This is a genomic window from Pseudomonas sp. Tav-5-1A (genome assembly GCF_055755055.1).
Window position 1 is genome coordinate 4783657 of sequence record NZ_CM146901.1, and the last position, 18974, is coordinate 4802630.

The window sequence follows — 18974 nt, forward strand, 5'->3', positions numbered from 1 at the left end:
GGCGTCTTCAAGGCTTGCTGACCGCCGAGGCGCTTCCGGATAACACTGCCTCTGCATGCTTGAACGCCTTCTTCAGATCGATGCCGCTTTCGTCGATGACCAGCTCCAACAGCGACGGGTCATAAACGCTGTCCCTTACTTTAAGGATGGACAGCAAGCGTTTTAGTTCAGCTTCATATTCCACGAACCGCAGCAGCAGGATGTTGTCGACGATGCTCGACAGGTCCGGCGTCGGCGACGTGATCTCGGGGCCGAACAGGCCGCGGATCTCCCAGGTCACGAACACCGTCACGCCGCGGGCGCGCAGCTCCCCCATCAGGGCGCTGAAAAATTCGGTGAGGCGCGCCTGGTTGGTGGCGCAACGGGTCATGCCGCCCAGGCTGTCGATCAGCACGCGTTTGATGCGGTGCTCGTCCACCTGCTTGAGCAGGCGTGCGCCCAGGCCGTCGACCAGGCCTTCGGTGGTGGGCTGCCAGGACACGAACAGCGCGCCGGCGTCCTGCATGGCCTGGAAGTCGTAGCCCAGGGCCTTGGCCTTGATGGCCAGGCGTTGCGGCGACTCGTAGAAGCCGAAATGCAACGCCGGCTCGACGTGGCTGCCGGCGCCCAGGAAGTGAATGCCCAGGGAGGTCTTGCCGATGCCCGAGGGGCCCATGGCCAGGGTCACCGACGAGCGCGGCAGGCCGCCGCCGATCAGCTTGTCCAGCGCCGGCACGCCGCTTGGAAGGCGCGTCAGGTCGGCACTGTCGGGGCGCGACGGGTGGCTGTAGAGGCTTTCCAGGCGCGGGTACACCACCAGGCCGTCGTCGGTGATCTCGCATTCGTGCAGGCCCGACAGCGCGCCGCTGCCGCGGGTCTTGCGCAGCTGGATGCGGCGCACCGAGCGGGTGCCGAACAGCTCTTCGCCCAGTTCGATGACGCCATCGACCATGGTGTGCTCGGGGCTGCCGTCGTCCAGCCGCGAGCTGGTGAGGAACAGCACGGTGCAGCCGGCGAAGGCGGCGTGGCCCTGCAGCTCGGAGATGAATTTCTTCGTGTCGATCTGCGACTCGGCCTTGGAGCGCGCGTTGAGCAGGCCGTCGACGATCAGCACCGTGGCCTTCTGCCGGCTGATCTCGCGGCGCAGCAGCTTGACCACCTCGTCCAGGCCTTCGTTTTCCAGGGTGTCGAAGGCGCTGACGAACTGGATCTCGTTGCCGATGCGGCCAGCGTCGAAGAACCGCAGGGTCGACAGGTACTGGAAGAGTCGCTCGTGGGACTCGGCCAAAAGCGTGGCCACCAATACTCGCCCGCCATTGCGCACGTGGTTGAAGCCCAGCTGGTTGGCCAGGATGGTCTTGCCCGACCCCGGTCGCCCCTGGACGATGTAGGACGAACCTGCGACCAGCCCGCCCTTCAACAGAAGGTCGAGCCCTTCAATACCGCTTTCAAGGCGTTTTAGCTGTTCCAAGATCCGGCCTGCCTTTCATGAATAATCGCCGAGATAGACTGCCCCGTGTACGGAACGTTTAATCTCTTGATGGATAAGGAATTCTATACCGCATCGCGAGCATGCAGAAAAATTTATCTCAGCCTTCTGTAGCAGCGGCCGCCAGGCCGCGTCCCAGGCCCATCGACAGGGTCAATCGCGCTATCGAAACAAGCGATTAGACGTGCAGGCGTTGAGCCATTAGCTTTCGCGGCAATCAATGTCGCAAATCGTCGCAGGGCCAGGATGGCGCAGCGTAAGACAGCGCACCCTTTTTCCACCTGGCTCGCGAGTACCTTCCATGTCCTTGAACACCCCCCAGCAGATCGCCGAGATGGCCATCGAAACCGGCACCAAGAAAGCCCAGGCCTCGCTGCCCGCGATCCTGGTGCTGGGCTTCCTGGCCGGCGCATTCATCGCCCTGGGCTTTTTGCTCGACATCCACGTCAGCACCATGATCCCCGGCGCCTGGTCGTCCCTGGGCAACCTGCTGGGCGCCGCCGTGTTCCCGCTGGGCCTGATTTTGGTGATCCTGGGCGGCGGCGAACTGCTGACCGGCAACATGATGACCCTGCCCATGGCCCTGTTCAGCGGCAAGATCAGCCTGGCCGCGCTGCTGCGCAACTGGCTGCTGGTGACCGTGGCCAACCTGCTGGGCGCGCTGTTCGTGGCCTACTGCTTCGGCCACGTGCTGGGCCTGACCGAAGGCCCGTTCCTGGCCAAGACCCTGGCGATTGCCAACGCCAAGGCCAGCGCCGACTTCACCCACGCATTCGTCTCGGGCATCGGCTGCAACTGGATGGTGTGCCTGGCGGTGTGGCTGTCGTACGCCAGCAAGGAAGTCACCGGCAAGATCCTGGGCATGTGGTTCCCGGTGATGGGCTTCGTGGCCATCGGCTTCCAGCACGTGGTGGCGAACATGTTCGTGATCCCGGCGGCCATCTTCGCCGGTGCCCTGGACTGGAGCCAGTGCGCCAACAACCTGGTGGCGGTGTTCCTCGGCAACGCCGTGGGTGGCGCGGTGTTCGTGGGCCTGGCCTACTTCGTGGCCTTTGGCAAGCAGGCCGAGGCCGCCGCTACCCCGGTGGCCGAAGCCCACCGCTGAGGCAGGACGCGCGCCTGGGGGGAATCGCGCAACGGCCACCACCCGCCGTCCACACGGCGGGCCGCAGCCTTGCGGCAGCAGCTACATTTGTTGCAACGTGCCATGGCCTGATGGATCGGCGTTGGCTGAGGTGTTACAAAGACGTTTTCGCTACTGCCGCGCATCCCCCCATGAACATCGACGACAGCATGATCACCCGGGCGATCTTCGCCCTGCTCTCCCAAGGCGCCCCCGAAGACTCCATCTGCCCCAGCGACGTCGCCCGCGTGCTCAGCGCCGACGAGGCGCTGTGGCGCGCGTTGATGCCAGACATCCGCCGGGTGGCCTCGTGCCTGGCCCAAGCTGACGTTTTGCGCATCACTCAAGGCGAAGCCACCCTGGTCCCGGACCGCATCGGCAGCGGCCCTATACGGCTGCGCCGCGGGCGACTGATGCGCTGAGTGATAACATCCGCGCATCAATACATCAGAAATATGCAGTTATCATTTCAAAATATTTCCGCGACCATCGTCCCCCTACAAAAAACCCATGTGCCCCGTTGCACGTGTCATAAAAATGATGGGAGATGCACATGCAGTCCTCACCCCAGGGCGCGTCCGCGTCCGCTCGCGCCAAAGCCGGCGCGGTATTCCGTGTCACCTCGGGCAACTTCCTCGAACAGTTCGATTTCTTCCTGTTCGGGTTCTACGCCACCCACATCGCCGCCGCCTTCTTCCCCGCCAGCAGTGAATTCGCTTCGCTGATGATGACCTTCGCCGTGTTCGGCGCAGGCTTCCTGATGCGGCCCCTGGGCGCGGTGATCCTTGGCGCCTATATCGACGACGTCGGCCGCCGCAAGGGCCTGATTGTGACCCTGTCGATCATGGCCAGCGGCACGATATTGATCGTGCTGGTGCCCGGCTACGAGACCATCGGCCTGCTGGCCCCCGCCCTGGTGTTGCTGGGCCGCCTGCTGCAGGGCTTCTCGGCCGGCGCCGAGCTTGGCGGCGTGTCGGTGTACCTGGCGGAAATGGCCACCCCCGGCAAGAAAGGCTTCTACACCAGCTGGCAGTCGGCCAGCCAGCAGGTCGCCATCGTCGTGGCTGCCGCGCTGGGCTACGGCCTGAACCAGTGGATGAGCGGTGACGACATCGCCGCCTGGGGCTGGCGCATTCCGTTCGCCGTGGGCTGCATGATCGTGCCGTTCATCTTCCTGCTGCGTCGCAAGCTGGAAGAGACCGAAGAGTTCAGCGCCCGCCGTCACCGCCCGGCCATGCGCGAGGTGTACAACACCCTGGTGGCCAACTGGACCATCGTGGTGGCCGGCATGCTGATGGTGGCCATGACCACCACCGCCTTCTACCTGATCACCGTGTACGCGCCCACCTTCGGCAAGAGCGTGCTCAACCTGAGCACCGCCGACGCGCTGATGGTGACCCTGCTGGTGGGTGTGTCGAACTTCATCTGGCTGCCTATCGGCGGCGCGCTGTCTGACCGTATCGGCCGCAAGCCGATGCTGATCGCCATGACCGTGCTGGCCATCGCCACCTCGTACCCGGCGCTGTCGTTCCTGGCCCAGGCACCGAGCTTCGCGCACATGCTGGAAACCCTGCTGTGGCTGTCGTTCATGTACGGCATGTACAACGGCGCGATGATCCCGGCGCTGACCGAAATCATGCCGGTGGAAGTGCGCGTGGCCGGTTTCTCCCTGGCCTACAGCCTGGCCACCGCGGTGTTCGGCGGCTTTACCCCGGCCATCTCCACCGCGCTGATCCACAGCAGCGGCGACAAGGCCGCGCCTGGCTACTGGATGAGCTTCGCCGCCCTGTGCGCCCTGTGCGCCACCCTGTACCTGTACCGCCGCGGCAGCGCCCAGCTGCGCGCCGCCGTGTGAGGGGCGTGGCCATGAAGAAATTGCTCAACAGCCTGGCCGCCCTGACCCTGGGGCTGGCCGCCGCGGGCCTGGCCCAGGCCCAGGACCTGACCGTGATGACCTCCGGCGGCTTCACTGCCGCCTACAAGATCCTCGGCCCGCAGTTTGCCGCAGCCCATGGCGACCAGCTGAACACCGTGCTGGGCCCGTCCATGGGCAAGGCCGCCGAGGCGATCCCCAACCGCCTGGCACGCGGTGAGCAGGCCGACGTGGTGATCATGGTTGGCTACGCCCTGGACGACCTGATCAAGCAAGGCAAGGTGCTGCCCGCCTCGCGGGTGGAACTGGCCGACTCACGCATTGGCCTGGTGGTGAAAGCCGGCGAGCCGAAGCCGGACATCAGCAGCGTCGCTGCCTTCAAGCAGGCGTTGCTGCAGGCCAGGTCCGTGGGTTATTCCGACAGCGCCAGCGGCGTCTACGTACAGGACCAGCTGTTCAAGCGCCTGGGCATCGAAGCCCAGCTCAAGCCCAAGGCGAAGATGATCGAGCGCATTCCGGTGGCCGGTGAAGTGGCCAAGGGCGAGCCGCAGCTGGGCCTGCAACAGGTCAGCGAGCTGTTGCCCATCGCCGGCGTGACCTACGTGGGCAAGATCCCCGAGCCGCTGCAGTCGGTGACACGCTTCGCCGCCGGCATCCCGGTAGGCTCCGCGCACCCGGCCGAGGCCAAGGCCCTGCTCGACTACATGGCTTCGGCCCAGGCGCAGTCGGTGGTCACCGGCACCGGCCTGGACTCAGTGCCTCACTGATCTTCCAGGGGTTTCTTGAACTCCCTGATCAACTGCTCCAGTTCCAGCGCCGCCGGGGTCAACAGCCGGCCCCGGCGGCGGATCAACCCCACGCTGCGCAGCACCTCGGGCTCCACCAGCGGGATGCTGGTCATCCACTGGTGCTCGCCCAACGGCAAGGCCATGGACGGCACCGCCGCAATCCCCAAGCCCGCCTCAACCAGCCCGAGCATGGTCGTCACATGGCGGGTCTCGCAGATGCTCGGCCGCGCCGGGCGGATGTGCAGCAACGCCTGGTCCAGCACGAAGCGGTTGCCGGAGGTCTTGTCCACCGAGATGTAGTCGTGCTGGAAATACTCTTCCCAGCTCAGCTGCTTGCGCCCGGCCAGGGGGTGGTCGCGGCGGCAGGCGGCCACGTAGTGCTCCTGCACCAGCAGTTCGAATTCCAGCTCCGGCGGCAGGTTGCCGGTAAAGCTCAGGCCCAGGTCGGCCTCGCCGCTGAGCACGGCCTGCTGCACGTCGTTGGCGCTGGCATCGAGCACCTTCACGCGAATGCGCGGGTAGAGCTTGTGGTAGCGGGCCACCACCTTGGGCATGAAGTAATAGGCGGCCGACGGCACGCAGGCCACGGTGACGTTGCCCAGGCGCGTGGAGGCCACTTCGCTGATGCCCAGCAGGGCGATGTCCAGGTCATTGAGCAGGCGTTCGGCGCTGGGGGCGAAGGCACGGCCGACCATGGTCAGGTTGACGCGGCGGGTGGTGCGGTCGAACAGCCGCACGTTGAGCGCGCTTTCCAGCTTTTCGATGCGCCGGCTCAACGCCGGCTGGGAGATGCTGATGGCCTCGGCGGCCTTGCGAAAACTGCCCTTCTCCACCACTGCGCGAAAGGCCTGCAGGTCGTTCAGGTCGAAATTGATGCTCATCCCGGTCACTCATGCCGAATTTTATTTATCCGATCAGCTTAATGCATGAATGGCCATGATTGATGCTGGACCATAGTCGAAAGACCGTTCGTCGCCGCCCAAGCACCAACGCGGTGGCCGGGCAATCCATTGTAGGGAGCGAGGCGTCACCCTCTCGCTTCCCGAACAATAACGACGGAGATTTCCCATGGACGCATTCAAAGCAGGCACGCTTGTGCTGGCCCTGACCGGCGCGCTGGCAAGCCAAGCATTCGCCGCTGCCACCAGCGCCTTTGTCGCCGATGCCACGGCAGGCGGCATCACCGAAGTCGAGGCCGGCAAGTTGGCGCTGCAGAAGAGCAGCTCGGCGGACGTGAAGAGCTTCGCCCAGATGATGATCAAGGACCACGGCGCGGCCAACCAGAAGCTGGCGGCGCTGGCGCACAAGCTGGACCTGGTGGTGCCCGACGACGCCACGTTGATGGACCAGGCGAAGAAGAAAATCCTCGAAATGCGCGACGAGTCCTTCGACAAGGCCTACGCCGCCAATCAGGTGAAGGCCCACGAAGACACCATCGAGCTGTTCCAGAAAGAGGTCGAATCCTCCGACAAGGCCGAGCTCAAGGACTTCGCCAAACAGACCCTGCCCAAGCTGCAGGAGCACCTGAAAATGGCCAAGGAACTGCAAGCCAAGCATCAGTGATCCTGGCGCGCACGGCCGTGGATTTCCCACGGCCCTGCGCCAGCGTTTACCATGGGCGCTTTATGCCCTGCCAAAAGTCTTTCATGAACGCCGACGCCCTCGCTTTATTGCAGCAACACCTCAGCACCGCCCTGCAACACCCGCCTGCCGAAACCCGCCGCCTGTTCCACGGCCGCGGCCGCTGCTGGCCGGGCCTGGAGCAAATCACCGTGGACTGGCTGCAAGGGGTGCTGCTGGTGTCGCTGTTCCGCGAACCGGCCGCCGACGAGCTGGCCGCGCTGAAGCCGCTGCTGCTGGCACTGGCCCAGGCCACCCCACAGGTGCACAGCCTGATCCTGCAGCACCGCTACCTGCCCGACAGCGCCGCCGAATGGCTGCTGGGCGAGCCGGTGGAGCAATGGTTCATCGACGAGGACGGCCTGCGCTACCAGCTGGACTTGGGCCGCAAGCAGAACATCGGGCTGTTCCTGGACATGCGCTACGGCCGCCAATGGGTGCGCGAGCAGGCCGCGGGCAAGCGCGTGCTGAACCTGTTCGCCTACACCTGCGGCTTCTCGCTGACGGCCATCGCCGGCGGCGCCGAGCACGTGGTGAACCTGGACATGGCCCGCGCCGCCCTGAGCCGCGGCCGTGACAACCACCGCCTGAACGGCCACGACCTGGACCGCGTGAGTTTCCTGGGCCACGAGCTGTTCAAGTCGTGGGGCAAGGTCAAGCGTGGCGGCCCCTATGACCTGGTGATCATCGACCCGCCGTCGTTCCAGCGCGGCAGCTTCGTGCTCACCCAGGACTACCGCAAGGTGCTGCGCAAGCTGCCCGAGCTGCTGACCGAACAGGGCGTGGTGCTGGCCTGCGTCAATGACCCGGCCATCGGCTCCGACTTCCTGATCCAGAGCATGGCCGAGGAAGCGCCGCAGCTGACCTTCCAGCACCGCCTGGAAAACCCGCCGGAATTCCCCGACGCCGAGGCCGAAGGCGGCCTCAAGGCGCTGGTATTTACCAGCGCATGAACCCCGCATGACTGCGTAGCCGCTGCCGCAGGCTGCGCTGGCCCTTGCCCACGCTGAAAATATCCAGCGTACGCCAGGGCCAGCGCAGCCTGGCGGCAGCGGCTACAGCGTTTGCCCCTGGGAAGGTGAACGGCAGGTTGCTCTCTTGGGCAATGCCACTTACCCTCTGCGGGCTTTTTCATGCGTGCAGCAGGAAGCCGGTGCAACTCCGGCGCGGTCGCGCCACTGTGTTCGGGCCTCCCGAAAGCCAGACCTTGCTGCACGCCATTTCTTTCGCCCAACGGACGCGCCATCCCGGGAGCCGCTGCATGCTGTTACGCCGCCTTGCCTTTGCCTGCCTGTGTTTATCCGCCGCCTCAGCCGTAGCCGCCGCGCCGGCCAGCCACTACCCACTGACCGTGCAGAACTGCGGCCACAGCGTGCGCATCGACGCCCCACCACAACGGGCGGTCAGCCTGGGCCAGGCCAGCACTGAATTGCTGCTGTCCCTGGGCCTGGGCCCGCGCATGGTCGGCACCGGCGTGTGGTTCGGGCCGCTGCCGCCGTCGCTGGCGGCCGCCGGCGCCAAGGTGCCGCGCCTGGCCGACAACGCCCCCAGCTTCGAGGCCGTGGCCAAGACCGCGCCGGACATCGTCGTGGCGCAGTACACCTACCACATCGGCCCCCAGGGCGAGGTGGCGACGCCCGAGCAGTTGCTGAAGCTGGGTATCCCCTCCTACGTGTCGCCCAGCGACTGCGACGGCAAGGGCGTGACCGCCACCTCCAACGCCGATGGCAGCCGCAGCCAGCTGTATTCCCTGGCCCTGGTGGACAAGGAAATCAGCGAACTGGCGACCATCTTCGACGTGCCCGCTGCCGGCCAGGCCCTCAGCGCACGCCTGCATGAGCGCGTGGCGGCCGCCGTGAAACTGGCCAGCGCCACCGCGCACCCACCGCTGTCGGTGCTGTACTGGTTCTCCAGCACGCGCCTGGAAGGCGACCCGTGGGTGGCCGGCAAGCACGGTGCGCCGGGCTATATCTCCCAGGTGCTGGGCCTGCGCAACGTCATCGACAGCGATGAGGAATGGCCCGGCGTGAGCTGGGAGAGCATTGCCGCCCGCGATCCCGACGTGATCGTGCTGGCGCGCATGCAGCGCCGCCTCTACCCCGCCGACGACGTCGAGAAGAAGCTGGCCTTCCTGCGCAACGACCCGGTGACCCGCGAACTCAAGGCGGTGCGCAACGGCCGCCTGATCGTGGTCGACGCCAACACCCTGAACCCGTCCATGGGCGTGGTCGACGCCATCGAACAGATCGCCAAGGGCCTGGCCGACACGGGCAAGGCGCCTTGATGCCAGTGGAGCGCAGCCGCCTGGGCCGCTGGGCCCTGGCCCTGCTGGCGCTGTTCAGCCTGGGCCTGTCGATTGCCCTGGCGGTGTCCCTGGGCGAGCTGGACATTCCCATAGTCGTGACCCTCAAGGCGCTGCTCAACGGCCTGGGGCTGGGTGCCTATGACGTGCCGCGGATCCAGCAGGGCATCATCTGGGAATACCGCCTGAGCCGCGCGCTGGTGGCCGCCTGCTGCGGCGCTGGCCTGTCGCTGTGCGGCGCGGTGTTGCAGGCGCTGCTGCGCAACGCCCTGGCCGATCCGTACGTGCTGGGCATCAGCGCCGGCGCCTCCACCGGCGCGGTGCTGGTGATGCTGCTGGGCCTGGGCGGCGGCTTGATTGGCATATCCCTGGGGGCCTTCCTCGGCGCCGCGCTGGCGTTCGGCCTGGTGGTGCTGCTGGCCACCGGCATCCGCGGCGGCCCGGCCCAGGTGATACTGGCCGGCGTGGCCGGCGCGCAGCTGTTCAACGCCCTGACCGCCTGGATCGTCTCCACCTCGGCCAACGCCGAACAGGCGCGCAGCGTGATGTTCTGGCTGCTGGGCAGCCTGGGCGGCGTGCGCTGGGCGGACGTCGGCTTGGCCGCTGCGGTGGTGGGCGCCGGCCTGGTGGTGTGCTTGTACTGCGCGCGCACCCTGGATGCCTTCGTGTTTGGCGACGACGCCGCCGCCAGCCTCGGCGTGCCGGTGGCGGGCCTGCGCTGGTTGCTGTTCGGAGTGACGGCGCTGATCACCGCCACCCTGGTGAGCATCGTCGGCGCCGTGGGTTTCGTCGGCCTGGTGGTGCCGCACATCGCCCGCCTGCTGGTAGGCCCGCGGCACGTGCGGCTGCTGCTGGCCTGCGTGCTGATCGGCGCCAACTTCATGGTGCTGGCCGACATCGCCTCACGGTTGATCGTGCCCGGCCAGGTGCTGCCCATTGGCGTGGTCACCGCCCTGGTCGGCGCGCCGGTGTTCGCCGCCCTGCTCTACCGCAACCGGGCGGCGCCATGAGCCTGCGCGCCGACAACGTCGGCTGGAGCGTCGACGGCCAGGTGATCATCGACGGCATCAGCCTGGACCTGCCCGCCCAGGGCACCCTGGGCCTGATTGGCCCCAACGGCTCCGGCAAATCGACCCTGCTGCGCCTGCTGGCCGGCCTGCGCACGCCCAGCCAGGGCAGCGTCAGCCTCGACGGCCGCCCACTGGCGCAATGGCCGCGCAAGGCCGTGGCCCGGCGCGTGGCGCTGGTGGAACAGCACGCCGGCACCGAGGTGGACATTCGCGTGCAGGACATCGTGCGCCTGGGCCGTACCCCGCACCGCGGCGCGTTGTCGGCCTGGACCCAGGAGGACCAGGCCATCGTCGAGCAGGCCCTGGCGCGCACCGGCCTGGGCGCGCTGCGGCTGCGCAGCTGGCACAGCCTGTCGGGGGGCGAACGCCAGCGCACGCAGATCGCCCGCGCCCTGGCCCAGGGCCCCAGCGAACTGCTGCTGGACGAGCCCACCAATCACCTGGATATCCAACACCAGCTGCAGCTGCTACAACTGATTCAGGGCCTGCCGGTGACCTGCGTGATGGCCCTGCATGACCTGAACCTGGCCGCGATGTTCTGCGACCGCCTGGTGCTGCTGCAACAGGGCCGGGTGGTGGCCAGCGGCAGCCCGGAACAGGTCCTCACCGCCGGGCGGGTCGCCCAAGTCTACGGCGTGCGCTGCGTGGTCAGCCCCTCCGCCCACCATGGCCGGCCGCACATTCAATACCTGCCCTGAGGCATGGCCCATGAAAACCGTCCTGGTCATCGGCATCGGTGCCGGCAACCCTGACCACCTGACCTTGCAGGCGCTGAAGGCGCTGAACCGCGTCGACGTGTTCCTGCTGTTCGACAAGGGCCCGGCCAAGCACGGGCTCAACGACCTGCGCCGCGACCTGTGCACGCGCCTGGCCACCGAGCGGCCCTGGCGCATGGTGGAAGCCGACCACCCGCCGCGCGGGCCTGACGGCGACAGCTATGCGGGTGCGGTGCAGCAGCTCAACGACGACAAGCAGCGGCTGATCGAACGGCTAATCGCCGATGAAGTCGCCGATGGCCAGTGCGCGGGCATCCTGGTGTGGGGCGACCCGGCCCTGTACGACAGCACCCTGCGGATTTTGCAGGCGATCCTGGCCGCCGGCCGTGAGGTGTTCGAGTACCAGGTGATACCCGGCATCACCGCCGTGCAGGCGCTGGCCGCAGCCCATCGGGTGCCGCTGAACGAGATAGGTGGCTCGGTGCGCATCAGCCCGGGGCGGCAGCTGGGGGATGCATTGGGTGCCGGCGACAGCCAGGTGGTGATGCTGGACGCCCATCAGGCGTTCAATCGCTTGCGTGGCCAGGGGTTGTATATCTGGTGGGGCGCCTACGTGGGCAGCGCCGATGAGATCCTGATTGCCGGGCCACTGGACCAGGTGGCCGACCAGATCGAGCACGTGCGCGACCAGGCACGGCTGCGCCACGGCTGGATCATGGACACCTACCTGCTGAAACCCACCCCGTAGCAGCTGCCGCAGGCGGCGTCCGGGGCTGTGCGGTATTCCAGGAAGACCGTGGCGCTGGGGGACGCGGCCTGCGGCCGCTGCTACGAGGGCGGTACAGGCGAGGCGGTATTGCGGCCGGGAAATGAAAAAGGCCGCTTGCGCGGCCTTTTTCAGGTGGGCATCACGGCTTAGTAGCGCGTGATATCCGCCTTGGTTTCCAGCGCCTTGCGGTAGGCCGCGAAGTCCTGCTGGCCAGCACGCGAGGCCAGGAAGCGGCGGTATTGCGCTTTCTCGGCATCGCTGGCGGCAGCAGCTTCGTTGACACCGTTCAGGCGGACCAGCACGTAGCTGCCATCGGACAGGCTGACGCTGTCGTAGACCGGCTTGTCCTTGCCCACGGGCTTGGTCATGCGGAATACGTCCTGCAGCACGGTCGGATCGATACCTTCCTGGCTACGCGACACGGCTTCCTGGGTTTTCCAGGCCTGGCCTTCCTGCGTCGCCGCCAACGGGATCTTGCCGTCGCGCAGGCCGGCCACCAGGGCATCGACCTTGGCCTTGACCTGCTCGCTGGCCCTGACCTGCGCCAGGTGCTTGCGGATCGCGTCAGACACGGCTTCCAGCGGCAGTTGCGCCGGCTTGCGGTGTTCACGCACGTGCACCACCACGGTGGTCTCCGGGTCCAGCTCGATGGCCGAGCTGTTGGCGCCTTCGTCCATCACTTCCGGGCTGAACGCGGCTTGCACCACGGCACGGTTGGCGGTCACGCCTTCGCTGCCACCTTCGCGGCCAAACGGCGCCGAGGTCTGGACCTTCAGGCCCAGGTCAGCGGCTGGCTGCACCAGGTCGGAGGCTTCGTACGAGGAGTCTTCCAGTTTCTTGGCAGCGTCCACGTACATCTGCTCGACCTGGGCGGTCTTGGCGTCACGGGTCAGCTTGTCTTTCAGGCTGGCGAAGGTAGGCGCCTGAGGAGCCTCCACACCCAACAGCTTGATCAGGTGCCAGCCGAACTGGCTGCGCACCGGCGCCGATACCTGGTCCTTGTTCAACGCGTACAGCGCCGTCTCGAAGGCCGGGTCGTAGACGCCCTTGCCGGCGTAGCCCAGGTCACCGCCATTGTTGGCCGAACCCGGGTCCTGGGAAAATTCCTTGGCGAGCTTGGCGAAGTCTTCACCCTTGGCCAGGCGCGCCTGGATCTCTTCGATCTTGGCCTTGGCCTGGGCGTCGGTGGTCTTGGCGTTGACCTCGATCAGGATGTGCGCGGCACGACGCTGCTCGGTGAGCGCGGCGGTCTGGGCCTTGTAGGCGGCCTGCAGGTCTTCGTCCTTGACGGTGACCTTGTCGAAGAACGACGACTTCTTCAGCTCGATGTAGTCAATCACCACCTGGTCGGGGCTCATGAACTCCTTGGCGTGCTCGTCGTAGTGTTTCTTCACTTCATCGTCGGTGACCTTGATGGCCGACGGGTCAGCCTTGAAGGTCAGCGAAGCGAAATCGCGCGTCTGCTTTTCCAGGCGGGCGAAGGCCTGCACCTGGGCGTCGGTGACAAAGCTGCTGCCGGCGACACCGGCGCGCAGTTGGCCGACCAGCATTTCCTGGGCCATCATCTGGCGGAATTGCAGGCGCGAGTAGCCCATCTGGCGGATCACGGCATCGAAGCGATCGGCGCTGAACTTGCCGTCCACCTGGAATTCAGGCGTTTGCAGGATCAGTTGGTCCAGCTCGGCTTCCGAGAAGCTGAACTTGGCATCGGTAGCGCCCTGGATCAGCAGCTTGCGGTCGATCAGGCCCTTGAGGGCCGCTTCACGCAGCATCTTCTCGTCGAGCATGGAGGCGTCGAAATCCTTGCCCAGCTGTTGCATCAGCTGGCGGCGTTGCAACTCGACCGCCTGGGCCAGCTCGCTCTGGGTGATGGCGTCGCCATTGACCTTGGCCGCGTCGGCGGTGTGGCTGGTGGCTTTGAAAATGGCATCGAAGCCAGTCAGTGCCATCAAGGCAACGATGACACCGATGATGGTCTTGGCAATCCAGCCTTGTGAATTGTCCCTGATATTCTGCAGCATGCGTCCCCCAGAAACGGTTGTACTGATTAAGCAACCGCGGAGAGTGGGTAGAATCCGGATAGAAGAAAGGCGCATCCGAGGATGCGCCTTCTCGTAACAGGCGGAGCAAGCGCCGGCGCCGTGCGTCGGCTTGAGACCAGCTCAATGGCTGCTCCGCTTCCAGGTCGGAAATTTTTCCCGCCCCGGTCGGGCAAAGGCGTGAAAGGCTTAGTTTACCGCTTCTTTCAGTGCTTTGCCGGCTTTGAAGCCAGGCTTCTTGGCAGCAGCGATTTCCAGGGTCTTGCCAGTCTGTGGGTTACGGCCAACGCGAGCTGGGCGGTCAGTCACAGAGAAAGTACCGAAACCTACCAGTACCACGGAGTCGCCAGCCTTCAGAGCGCCAGTGACGGATTCGATAACTGCGTCCAGCGCGCGGCCAGCTACAGCTTTCGGGATATCAGCAGATGCGGCGATAGCATCAATCAGTTCCGACTTGTTCACTCTTAAGTCCCCTTATATCTATATGAGTTTGTTTCTAAGTATGTGGTAAAGCTAAAACTGTGCCGGGAGGCTGCTGACACCGGTAAGTGCCGCTTTATAACAAGGGCCTGAAAAAGCTGTCAAGGAAGGCCCCCCGGCCGAAATACGTGCTAGTGCGTGCTGATTCTTTCCTTGGAATCCGTGTCGCGTTTCTCGTCCTTCGCGACTATCTCCGGAGCCACATCGGGCAAGGGCTCCGGGGCGTATTGCAGCGCAATCTGGAGCACTTCGTCAATCCATTTAACCGGTTTAATCTGAAGATCCTGCTTAATATTGTCAGGAATTTCCTTCAAATCACGCACGTTCTCTTCGGGAATGATCACAGTCTTGATCCCACCACGGTGCGCAGCCAGCAATTTCTCCTTCAAGCCACCGATTGCGAGCACTTGGCCACGCAGGGTGATCTCGCCGGTCATGGCCACGTCGGCACGCACTGGAATCTGCGTCAGGGCCGAGACCAGGGCGGTGCACATACCGACACCGGCACTTGGACCATCCTTGGGCGTGGCACCTTCAGGCATGTGGATGTGGGTGTCGCGCTTCTCGTGGAAGTCCAGGGGAATGCCCAGGCTCTTGGCACGGCTGCGCACCACGGTCAGCGCGGCCGTGATGGATTCGACCATCACGTCACCCAGCGAACCGGTCTTGATCAGCTGGCCCTTGCCCGGTACCACGGCGGCTTCGATGGTCAGCAGTTCGCCGCCCACCTGGGTCCACGCCAGGCCAGTCACCTGGCCGATCTGGTCCTGCTGCTCGGCCAGGCCGTAGCGGAACTTGCGCACGCCCAGGAAGTGCTCGAGCGAGTCGGAGGTCACTTTCACCGAGAAATGCTTGTCGCGGGCGTGTTCCTTGACCACCTTGCGGCAGACCTTGGCGATCTGGCGCTCCAGGCCACGCACACCGGCTTCGCGGGTGTAGTAGCGGATGATGTCGCGGATGGCCGCCACTTCCAACTCCAACTCGCCCTTCTTCAGGCCGTTGGCCGTGATCTGCTTGGGCGACAGGTACTTGGTGGCGATGTTGATCTTCTCGTCCTCGGTGTAACCCGGCAGGCGGATCACTTCCATCCGGTCCAGCAGCGCTGGCGGGATGTTCATGGAGTTCGAGGTGCAGAGGAACATCACGTCCGAGAGGTCGTAGTCGACTTCCAGGTAGTGGTCGTTGAAGTTGTGGTTCTGCTCGGGGTCGAGCACTTCCAGCAGCGCCGACGCCGGGTCGCCACGCATGTCGCTGCCCATCTTGTCGATTTCGTCCAGCAGGAACAGCGGGTTGCGCACCCCTACCTTGGTCATCTTCTGGATCAGGCGGCCAGGCATGGAGCCGATGTAGGTGCGGCGGTGGCCACGAATCTCGGCTTCGTCACGCACGCCACCCAGGGCCATGCGCACGAACTTGCGGTTGGTGGCATGGGCGATGGACTCGGCCAGCGAGGTCTTGCCCACGCCAGGCGGGCCTACCAGGCACAGCACCGGGCCACGAATCTTCTTCACGCGCTTCTGCACGGCGAGGTACTCAAGGATGCGCTCCTTGACCTCTTCCAGGCCGTAGTGGTCGGCGTCGAGAATGTCCTCGGCGCGCGCCAGGTCCAGGCGCACCTTGCTCTGGGCCTTCCACGGCACTTGCACCAGCCAGTCGATGTAGGAACGCACCACGGTGGCCTCGGCCGACATCGGCGACATCTGCTTGAGCTTGTTCAGCTCGGCAGTGGCCTTGGCCAGGGCATCCTTGGGCAGGCCGGCGGCGTCGATGCGCTTTTTCAGCTCTTCGACTTCGTTGTGGCCTTCGTCGCTGTCGCCGAGCTCTTTCTGAATGGCCTTCATCTGCTCATTCAGGTAGTACTCGCGCTGGCTGCGCTCCATTTGTTTCTTCACGCGGCCGCGAATGCGCTTCTCGACCTGCAGCAGGTCGATTTCGGCGTCCAGCAGGGCCAGCACGTGTTCGACCCGGGCGGACAGGTCGATGATCTCGAGGATTTCCTGCTTCTGCTCGATCTTCAACGCCATGTGCGCGGCCATGGTGTCTACCAGGCGGCCAGGCTCATCGATACTGTTCAGCGAGGACAGGACTTCGGCAGGGACTTTCTTGCCCAACTGCACGTATTGCTCGAACTGGGCCAGCAGGCTGCGCACGAACACTTCGGACTCGCGGTCCGGGGCATCGACTTCGTCGATCAGCTGCACTTCGGCGCGGCAATGGCCGTCAACTTCCATGAAACTTTCGACGGTGCCGCGCTGCTCGCCCTCGACCAGCACCTTGACGGTGCCATCAGGCAGCTTGAGCAGTTGCAGCACGGTAGCAACGGTACCCACGCGATACAGGGCGTCTTCGCCTGGATCATCGTCGGCAGGATTCTTCTGGGCCAGCAGCAGGATCTGCTTTTCACCCGTCATCGCGGCCTCGAGGGCTTCGATGGATTTCTCGCGCCCCACGAACAGCGGGATCACCATGTGCGGATACACGACGACATCACGCAATGGCAGGAGAGGCAATTCGATGGTGGTCTTCATGATTTCGCCTCTACAGCGGCCCTAGGGCCGTAGACAGTGGAATTGAGCTTGTAGTCAATGTGGGGGCAGCCCCCAAAAAAAACAAGCGCTGCGGGGCAGGAAAAGCAAAGGGGCCCGAAGGCCCCTTCCTGTTTCAAGCCGCAGTACGACTTATGCGTCTGGCGCAGCCTTGGCCGGCGTCTCACTGTTTTCGTAGATTAACAGTGGCTTGGACTTTCCTTCGATGACGCTTTCGTCGATCACCACTTTGCTGACGTCTGTCTGCGAAGGGATCTCGTACATGGTGTCCAGCAGCACGCCTTCCAGGATGGAACGCAGGCCACGGGCACCGGTCTTGCGCTCGAGCGCACGATGGGCCACGGACTTCAGCGCGTCGGCACGGAACTCCAGGTCCACGCCTTCCATCTCGAACAGCTTGGCGTATTGCTTGGTGAGGGCGTTCTTGGGCTCGGTCAGGATCTGCACCAGCGCAGCCTCATCGAGCTCGTCCAAGGTGGCCAGCACCGGCAGACGACCCACGAATTCCGGGATCAGGCCGAACTTGACCAGGTCGTCAGGCTCGACTTCACGCAGGGACTCGCCCACTTTCTTGCCTTCCTGCTTGCTGCGCACTTCGGCGTTGAAGCCGATGCCGCCAGCCGTGGAACGGTTCTGGATGACCTTTTCCAGGCCCGAGAACGCACCACCGCAGATGAACAGGATGTTACGGGTGTCTACCTGCAGGAACTCCTGCTGAGGGTGCTTGCGACCGCCTTGTGGCGGTACCGAGGCAACGGTGCCCTCGATCAGCTTCAACAGTGCCTGCTGCACGCCCTCGCCCGACACGTCGCGGGTGATGGACGGGTTGTCGGATTTGCGCGAGATCTTGTCGATTTCGTCGATGTAGACAATGCCCATCTGGGCCTTCTCGACATCGTAGTCGCATTTCTGCAACAGCTTTTGAATAATGTTCTCAACGTCTTCACCGACATAACCCGCTTCAGTCAGCGTGGTGGCGTCGGCGATGGTGAAGGGTACGTTGAGCAGGCGCGCCAGGGTTTCAGCCAGCAGCGTCTTGCCCGAACCGGTCGGGCCGATGAGCAGGATGTTGCTCTTGCCCAACTCGACGTCGTCACCCTTCTTGTCACGTTGATTGAGGCGCTTGTAGTGGTTGTACACCGCTACCGCCAAAACCTTTTTAGCGCGTTCCTGACCAATCACGTACTGATCAAGGATGCCGCTGATTTCTTTGGGCGAAGGCAATTTATGCGCGTTGCTCTCGGCCTGGGCTTCTTGCACCTCCTCGCGGATGATGTCGTTGCACAGGTCGACGCACTCGTCGCAGATAAAGACCGAGGGGCCGGCAATCAATTTGCGCACTTCATGCTGGCTTTTGCCACAGAAGGAGCAATAGAGCAATTTGCCGTTGTCCTCGCCGTTGCGGGTGTCAGTCATTCGATCGATCCAAATCCGATAGGCTTGCAACACAAGATGAAGGCAATCGCGGGGTTTTTCAAGTCCACAGGTGGCTGGTTGTGCCAACCACCTGGCATTTGCTCCGCTTAAGCAGGCATCTGACGCTTGTTGATCACGGAGTCGACCAGGCCGTACTCGGCCGCGCGGTCGGCGCTCATGAAGTTGTCACGATTGGTGTCCTGCTCGATCTGCTCGAGAGTCTGGCCGGTGTGGAACGCCAGCAGCTCGTTCAGGCGGTGACGGATCGAGAGGATTTCGCGGGCGTGAATGTCGATGTCCGACGCCTGGCCCTGGAAACCGCCCAGTGGCTGGTGAATCATCACGCGCGAGTTCGGCAGGCAGTAACGCTTGCCCTTGGCGCCACCGGCCAGCAGGAAGGCGCCCATGCTGCAGGCCTGGCCGATGCAGGTGGTGGACACGTCCGGCTTGATGAACTGCATGGTGTCGTAGATCGACATGCCTGCAGTGACCGAGCCGCCAGGGCTGTTGATGTAGAGATGGATATCCTTGTCCGGGTTCTCGGCTTCGAGGAACAGCAATTGCGCGCACACCAGGTTGGCCATGTAGTCTTCTACCGGGCCAATCAGGAAGATCACTCGCTCTTTCAACAGGCGCGAGTAGATATCGTAGGCGCGTTCGCCACGAGCCGATTGCTCGACAACCATCGGGACCAGGCCGCCAGCGGCCTGGATGTCAGAACTGTGCTGAATATAAGAATTGCGGGACATGTCTCGCACTCACTC

The 18974-nt window shown here is 64.5% G+C and carries 17 protein-coding genes and 1 riboswitch; of the genes, 10 read left to right on the forward strand and 7 right to left on the reverse strand.

Annotation, left to right across the window (positions count from 1 at the left end; translation table 11 throughout):
- Positions 1 to 7: 7 nt before the first annotated feature.
- Positions 8 to 1453: an ATPase domain-containing protein gene (locus AC0J42_RS21895; RefSeq protein WP_416427437.1), complete on the reverse strand. Its 1446-nt coding sequence runs from the start codon at positions 1451 to 1453 to the stop codon at positions 8 to 10.
- A 316-nt stretch (positions 1454 to 1769) separates the two neighbouring features.
- Here AC0J42_RS21895 and AC0J42_RS21900 point away from each other — a divergent pair, with 316 nt between their 5' ends.
- The 4 genes from AC0J42_RS21900 (at position 1770) to AC0J42_RS21915 (ending at position 5231) form a co-directional block, all read left to right on the forward strand.
- Positions 1770 to 2573, forward strand: a complete 804-nt coding sequence (locus tag AC0J42_RS21900; protein WP_473003782.1) for a formate/nitrite transporter family protein — start codon at positions 1770 to 1772, stop codon at positions 2571 to 2573.
- A gap of 170 nt (positions 2574 to 2743) precedes the next feature.
- Positions 2744 to 3013: a DUF3253 domain-containing protein gene (locus AC0J42_RS21905; RefSeq protein ID WP_473003784.1), complete on the forward strand. Its 270-nt coding sequence runs from the start codon at positions 2744 to 2746 to the stop codon at positions 3011 to 3013.
- Positions 3014 to 3144: 131 nt separating this feature from the next.
- Positions 3145 to 4446 carry an MFS transporter gene (gene tcuC / locus AC0J42_RS21910; protein WP_416425806.1) on the forward strand — a complete coding sequence of 434 codons (1302 nt, stop codon included), beginning with the start codon at positions 3145 to 3147 and terminating at the stop codon, positions 4444 to 4446.
- Positions 4447 to 4457: 11 nt separating this feature from the next.
- The gene (locus AC0J42_RS21915) at positions 4458 to 5231 is read left to right on the forward strand and encodes a substrate-binding domain-containing protein (protein WP_473003786.1); all 774 of its coding nucleotides are present in this window, start codon (positions 4458 to 4460) and stop codon (positions 5229 to 5231) included.
- Here the strand turns inward: AC0J42_RS21915 and AC0J42_RS21920 are convergent.
- The gene (locus AC0J42_RS21920; protein ID WP_416425808.1) at positions 5225 to 6133 is read right to left on the reverse strand and encodes a LysR family transcriptional regulator; all 909 of its coding nucleotides are present in this window, start codon (positions 6131 to 6133) and stop codon (positions 5225 to 5227) included. The two genes, AC0J42_RS21915 and AC0J42_RS21920, sit on opposite strands and share 7 nt — an antisense overlap.
- Before the next feature lie 187 nt (positions 6134 to 6320).
- Here AC0J42_RS21920 and AC0J42_RS21925 point away from each other — a divergent pair, with 187 nt between their 5' ends.
- The 6 genes from AC0J42_RS21925 (at position 6321) to cobF (ending at position 11708) form a co-directional block, all read left to right on the forward strand.
- Positions 6321 to 6815, forward strand: a complete 495-nt coding sequence (locus AC0J42_RS21925; RefSeq protein WP_473003789.1) for a DUF4142 domain-containing protein — start codon at positions 6321 to 6323, stop codon at positions 6813 to 6815.
- An 83-nt stretch (positions 6816 to 6898) separates the two neighbouring features.
- Positions 6899 to 7825, forward strand: coding sequence for a class I SAM-dependent methyltransferase (locus AC0J42_RS21930; protein WP_473003791.1), 927 nt, complete (start codon positions 6899 to 6901; stop codon positions 7823 to 7825).
- Between the two features lie 182 nt (positions 7826 to 8007).
- Positions 8008 to 8090, forward strand: a riboswitch (adenosylcobalamin (AdoCbl) riboswitch).
- A 43-nt stretch (positions 8091 to 8133) separates the two neighbouring features.
- Positions 8134 to 9156 carry an ABC transporter substrate-binding protein gene (locus AC0J42_RS21935; protein ID WP_473003793.1) on the forward strand — a complete coding sequence of 341 codons (1023 nt, stop codon included), beginning with the start codon at positions 8134 to 8136 and terminating at the stop codon, positions 9154 to 9156.
- Positions 9156 to 10184 (forward strand): FecCD family ABC transporter permease, encoded by a 1029-nt coding sequence (locus tag AC0J42_RS21940; RefSeq protein ID WP_473003795.1) that lies wholly within the window; start codon positions 9156 to 9158, stop codon positions 10182 to 10184. Before AC0J42_RS21935 ends, AC0J42_RS21940 begins: the two co-directional genes overlap by 1 nt.
- On the forward strand, positions 10181 to 10942 hold the full coding sequence (locus AC0J42_RS21945) for an ABC transporter ATP-binding protein (protein WP_473003797.1): 762 nt from the start codon (positions 10181 to 10183) through the stop codon (positions 10940 to 10942). Before AC0J42_RS21940 ends, AC0J42_RS21945 begins: the two co-directional genes overlap by 4 nt.
- A 10-nt stretch (positions 10943 to 10952) precedes the next feature.
- A complete protein-coding gene (gene cobF, locus AC0J42_RS21950) occupies positions 10953 to 11708 on the forward strand; it encodes a precorrin-6A synthase (deacetylating) (protein ID WP_473003799.1) in 756 nt (251 codons plus the stop codon).
- Positions 11709 to 11875: 167 nt separating this feature from the next.
- On the opposite strand, the gene AC0J42_RS21955 is transcribed toward cobF, so the two are convergent.
- The 5 genes from AC0J42_RS21955 to clpP form a co-directional block, all read right to left on the reverse strand.
- Positions 11876 to 13750: a SurA N-terminal domain-containing protein gene (locus AC0J42_RS21955; protein WP_473003801.1), complete on the reverse strand. Its 1875-nt coding sequence runs from the start codon at positions 13748 to 13750 to the stop codon at positions 11876 to 11878.
- A 207-nt stretch (positions 13751 to 13957) separates the two neighbouring features.
- On the reverse strand, positions 13958 to 14230 hold the full coding sequence (locus AC0J42_RS21960; RefSeq protein WP_166359462.1) for an HU family DNA-binding protein: 273 nt from the start codon (positions 14228 to 14230) through the stop codon (positions 13958 to 13960).
- A gap of 149 nt (positions 14231 to 14379) precedes the next feature.
- Entirely contained in the window at positions 14380 to 16776 is a 2397-nt protein-coding gene (gene lon, locus AC0J42_RS21965) for an endopeptidase La (RefSeq protein WP_416425823.1), read from the reverse strand.
- A 150-nt stretch (positions 16777 to 16926) separates the two neighbouring features.
- Positions 16927 to 18210 (reverse strand): ATP-dependent Clp protease ATP-binding subunit ClpX, encoded by a 1284-nt coding sequence (gene clpX, locus AC0J42_RS21970; protein ID WP_416425824.1) that lies wholly within the window; start codon positions 18208 to 18210, stop codon positions 16927 to 16929.
- Positions 18211 to 18317: 107 nt separating this feature from the next.
- The gene (gene clpP, locus AC0J42_RS21975) at positions 18318 to 18959 is read right to left on the reverse strand and encodes an ATP-dependent Clp endopeptidase proteolytic subunit ClpP (RefSeq protein ID WP_416425826.1); all 642 of its coding nucleotides are present in this window, start codon (positions 18957 to 18959) and stop codon (positions 18318 to 18320) included.
- Positions 18960 to 18974: the final 15 nt, after the last annotated feature.

Bases quoted from the DNA above. Each gene is read 5' to 3' on its own strand.
- AC0J42_RS21920 (WP_416425808.1), bottom strand. From the start codon at position 6,133: ATGAGCATCAATTTCGACCTGAACGACCTGCAGGCCTTTCGCGCAGTG.
- tcuC (WP_416425806.1), top strand. From the start codon at position 3,145: ATGCAGTCCTCACCCCAGGGCGCGTCCGCGTCCGCTCGCGCCAAAGCC.
- cobF (WP_473003799.1), top strand. From the start codon at position 10,953: ATGAAAACCGTCCTGGTCATCGGCATCGGTGCCGGCAACCCTGACCAC.
- clpX (WP_416425824.1), bottom strand. From the start codon at position 18,210: ATGACTGACACCCGCAACGGCGAGGACAACGGCAAATTGCTCTATTGC.
- AC0J42_RS21925 (WP_473003789.1), top strand. From the start codon at position 6,321: ATGGACGCATTCAAAGCAGGCACGCTTGTGCTGGCCCTGACCGGCGCG.
- AC0J42_RS21940 (WP_473003795.1), top strand. From the start codon at position 9,156: ATGCCAGTGGAGCGCAGCCGCCTGGGCCGCTGGGCCCTGGCCCTGCTG.
- AC0J42_RS21900 (WP_473003782.1), top strand. From the start codon at position 1,770: ATGTCCTTGAACACCCCCCAGCAGATCGCCGAGATGGCCATCGAAACC.
- AC0J42_RS21915 (WP_473003786.1), top strand. From the start codon at position 4,458: ATGAAGAAATTGCTCAACAGCCTGGCCGCCCTGACCCTGGGGCTGGCC.
- AC0J42_RS21930 (WP_473003791.1), top strand. From the start codon at position 6,899: ATGAACGCCGACGCCCTCGCTTTATTGCAGCAACACCTCAGCACCGCC.
- AC0J42_RS21935 (WP_473003793.1), top strand. From the start codon at position 8,134: ATGCTGTTACGCCGCCTTGCCTTTGCCTGCCTGTGTTTATCCGCCGCC.
- AC0J42_RS21945 (WP_473003797.1), top strand. From the start codon at position 10,181: ATGAGCCTGCGCGCCGACAACGTCGGCTGGAGCGTCGACGGCCAGGTG.
- AC0J42_RS21905 (WP_473003784.1), top strand. From the start codon at position 2,744: ATGAACATCGACGACAGCATGATCACCCGGGCGATCTTCGCCCTGCTC.
- clpP (WP_416425826.1), bottom strand. From the start codon at position 18,959: ATGTCCCGCAATTCTTATATTCAGCACAGTTCTGACATCCAGGCCGCT.
- lon (WP_416425823.1), bottom strand. From the start codon at position 16,776: ATGAAGACCACCATCGAATTGCCTCTCCTGCCATTGCGTGATGTCGTC.
- AC0J42_RS21955 (WP_473003801.1), bottom strand. From the start codon at position 13,750: ATGCTGCAGAATATCAGGGACAATTCACAAGGCTGGATTGCCAAGACC.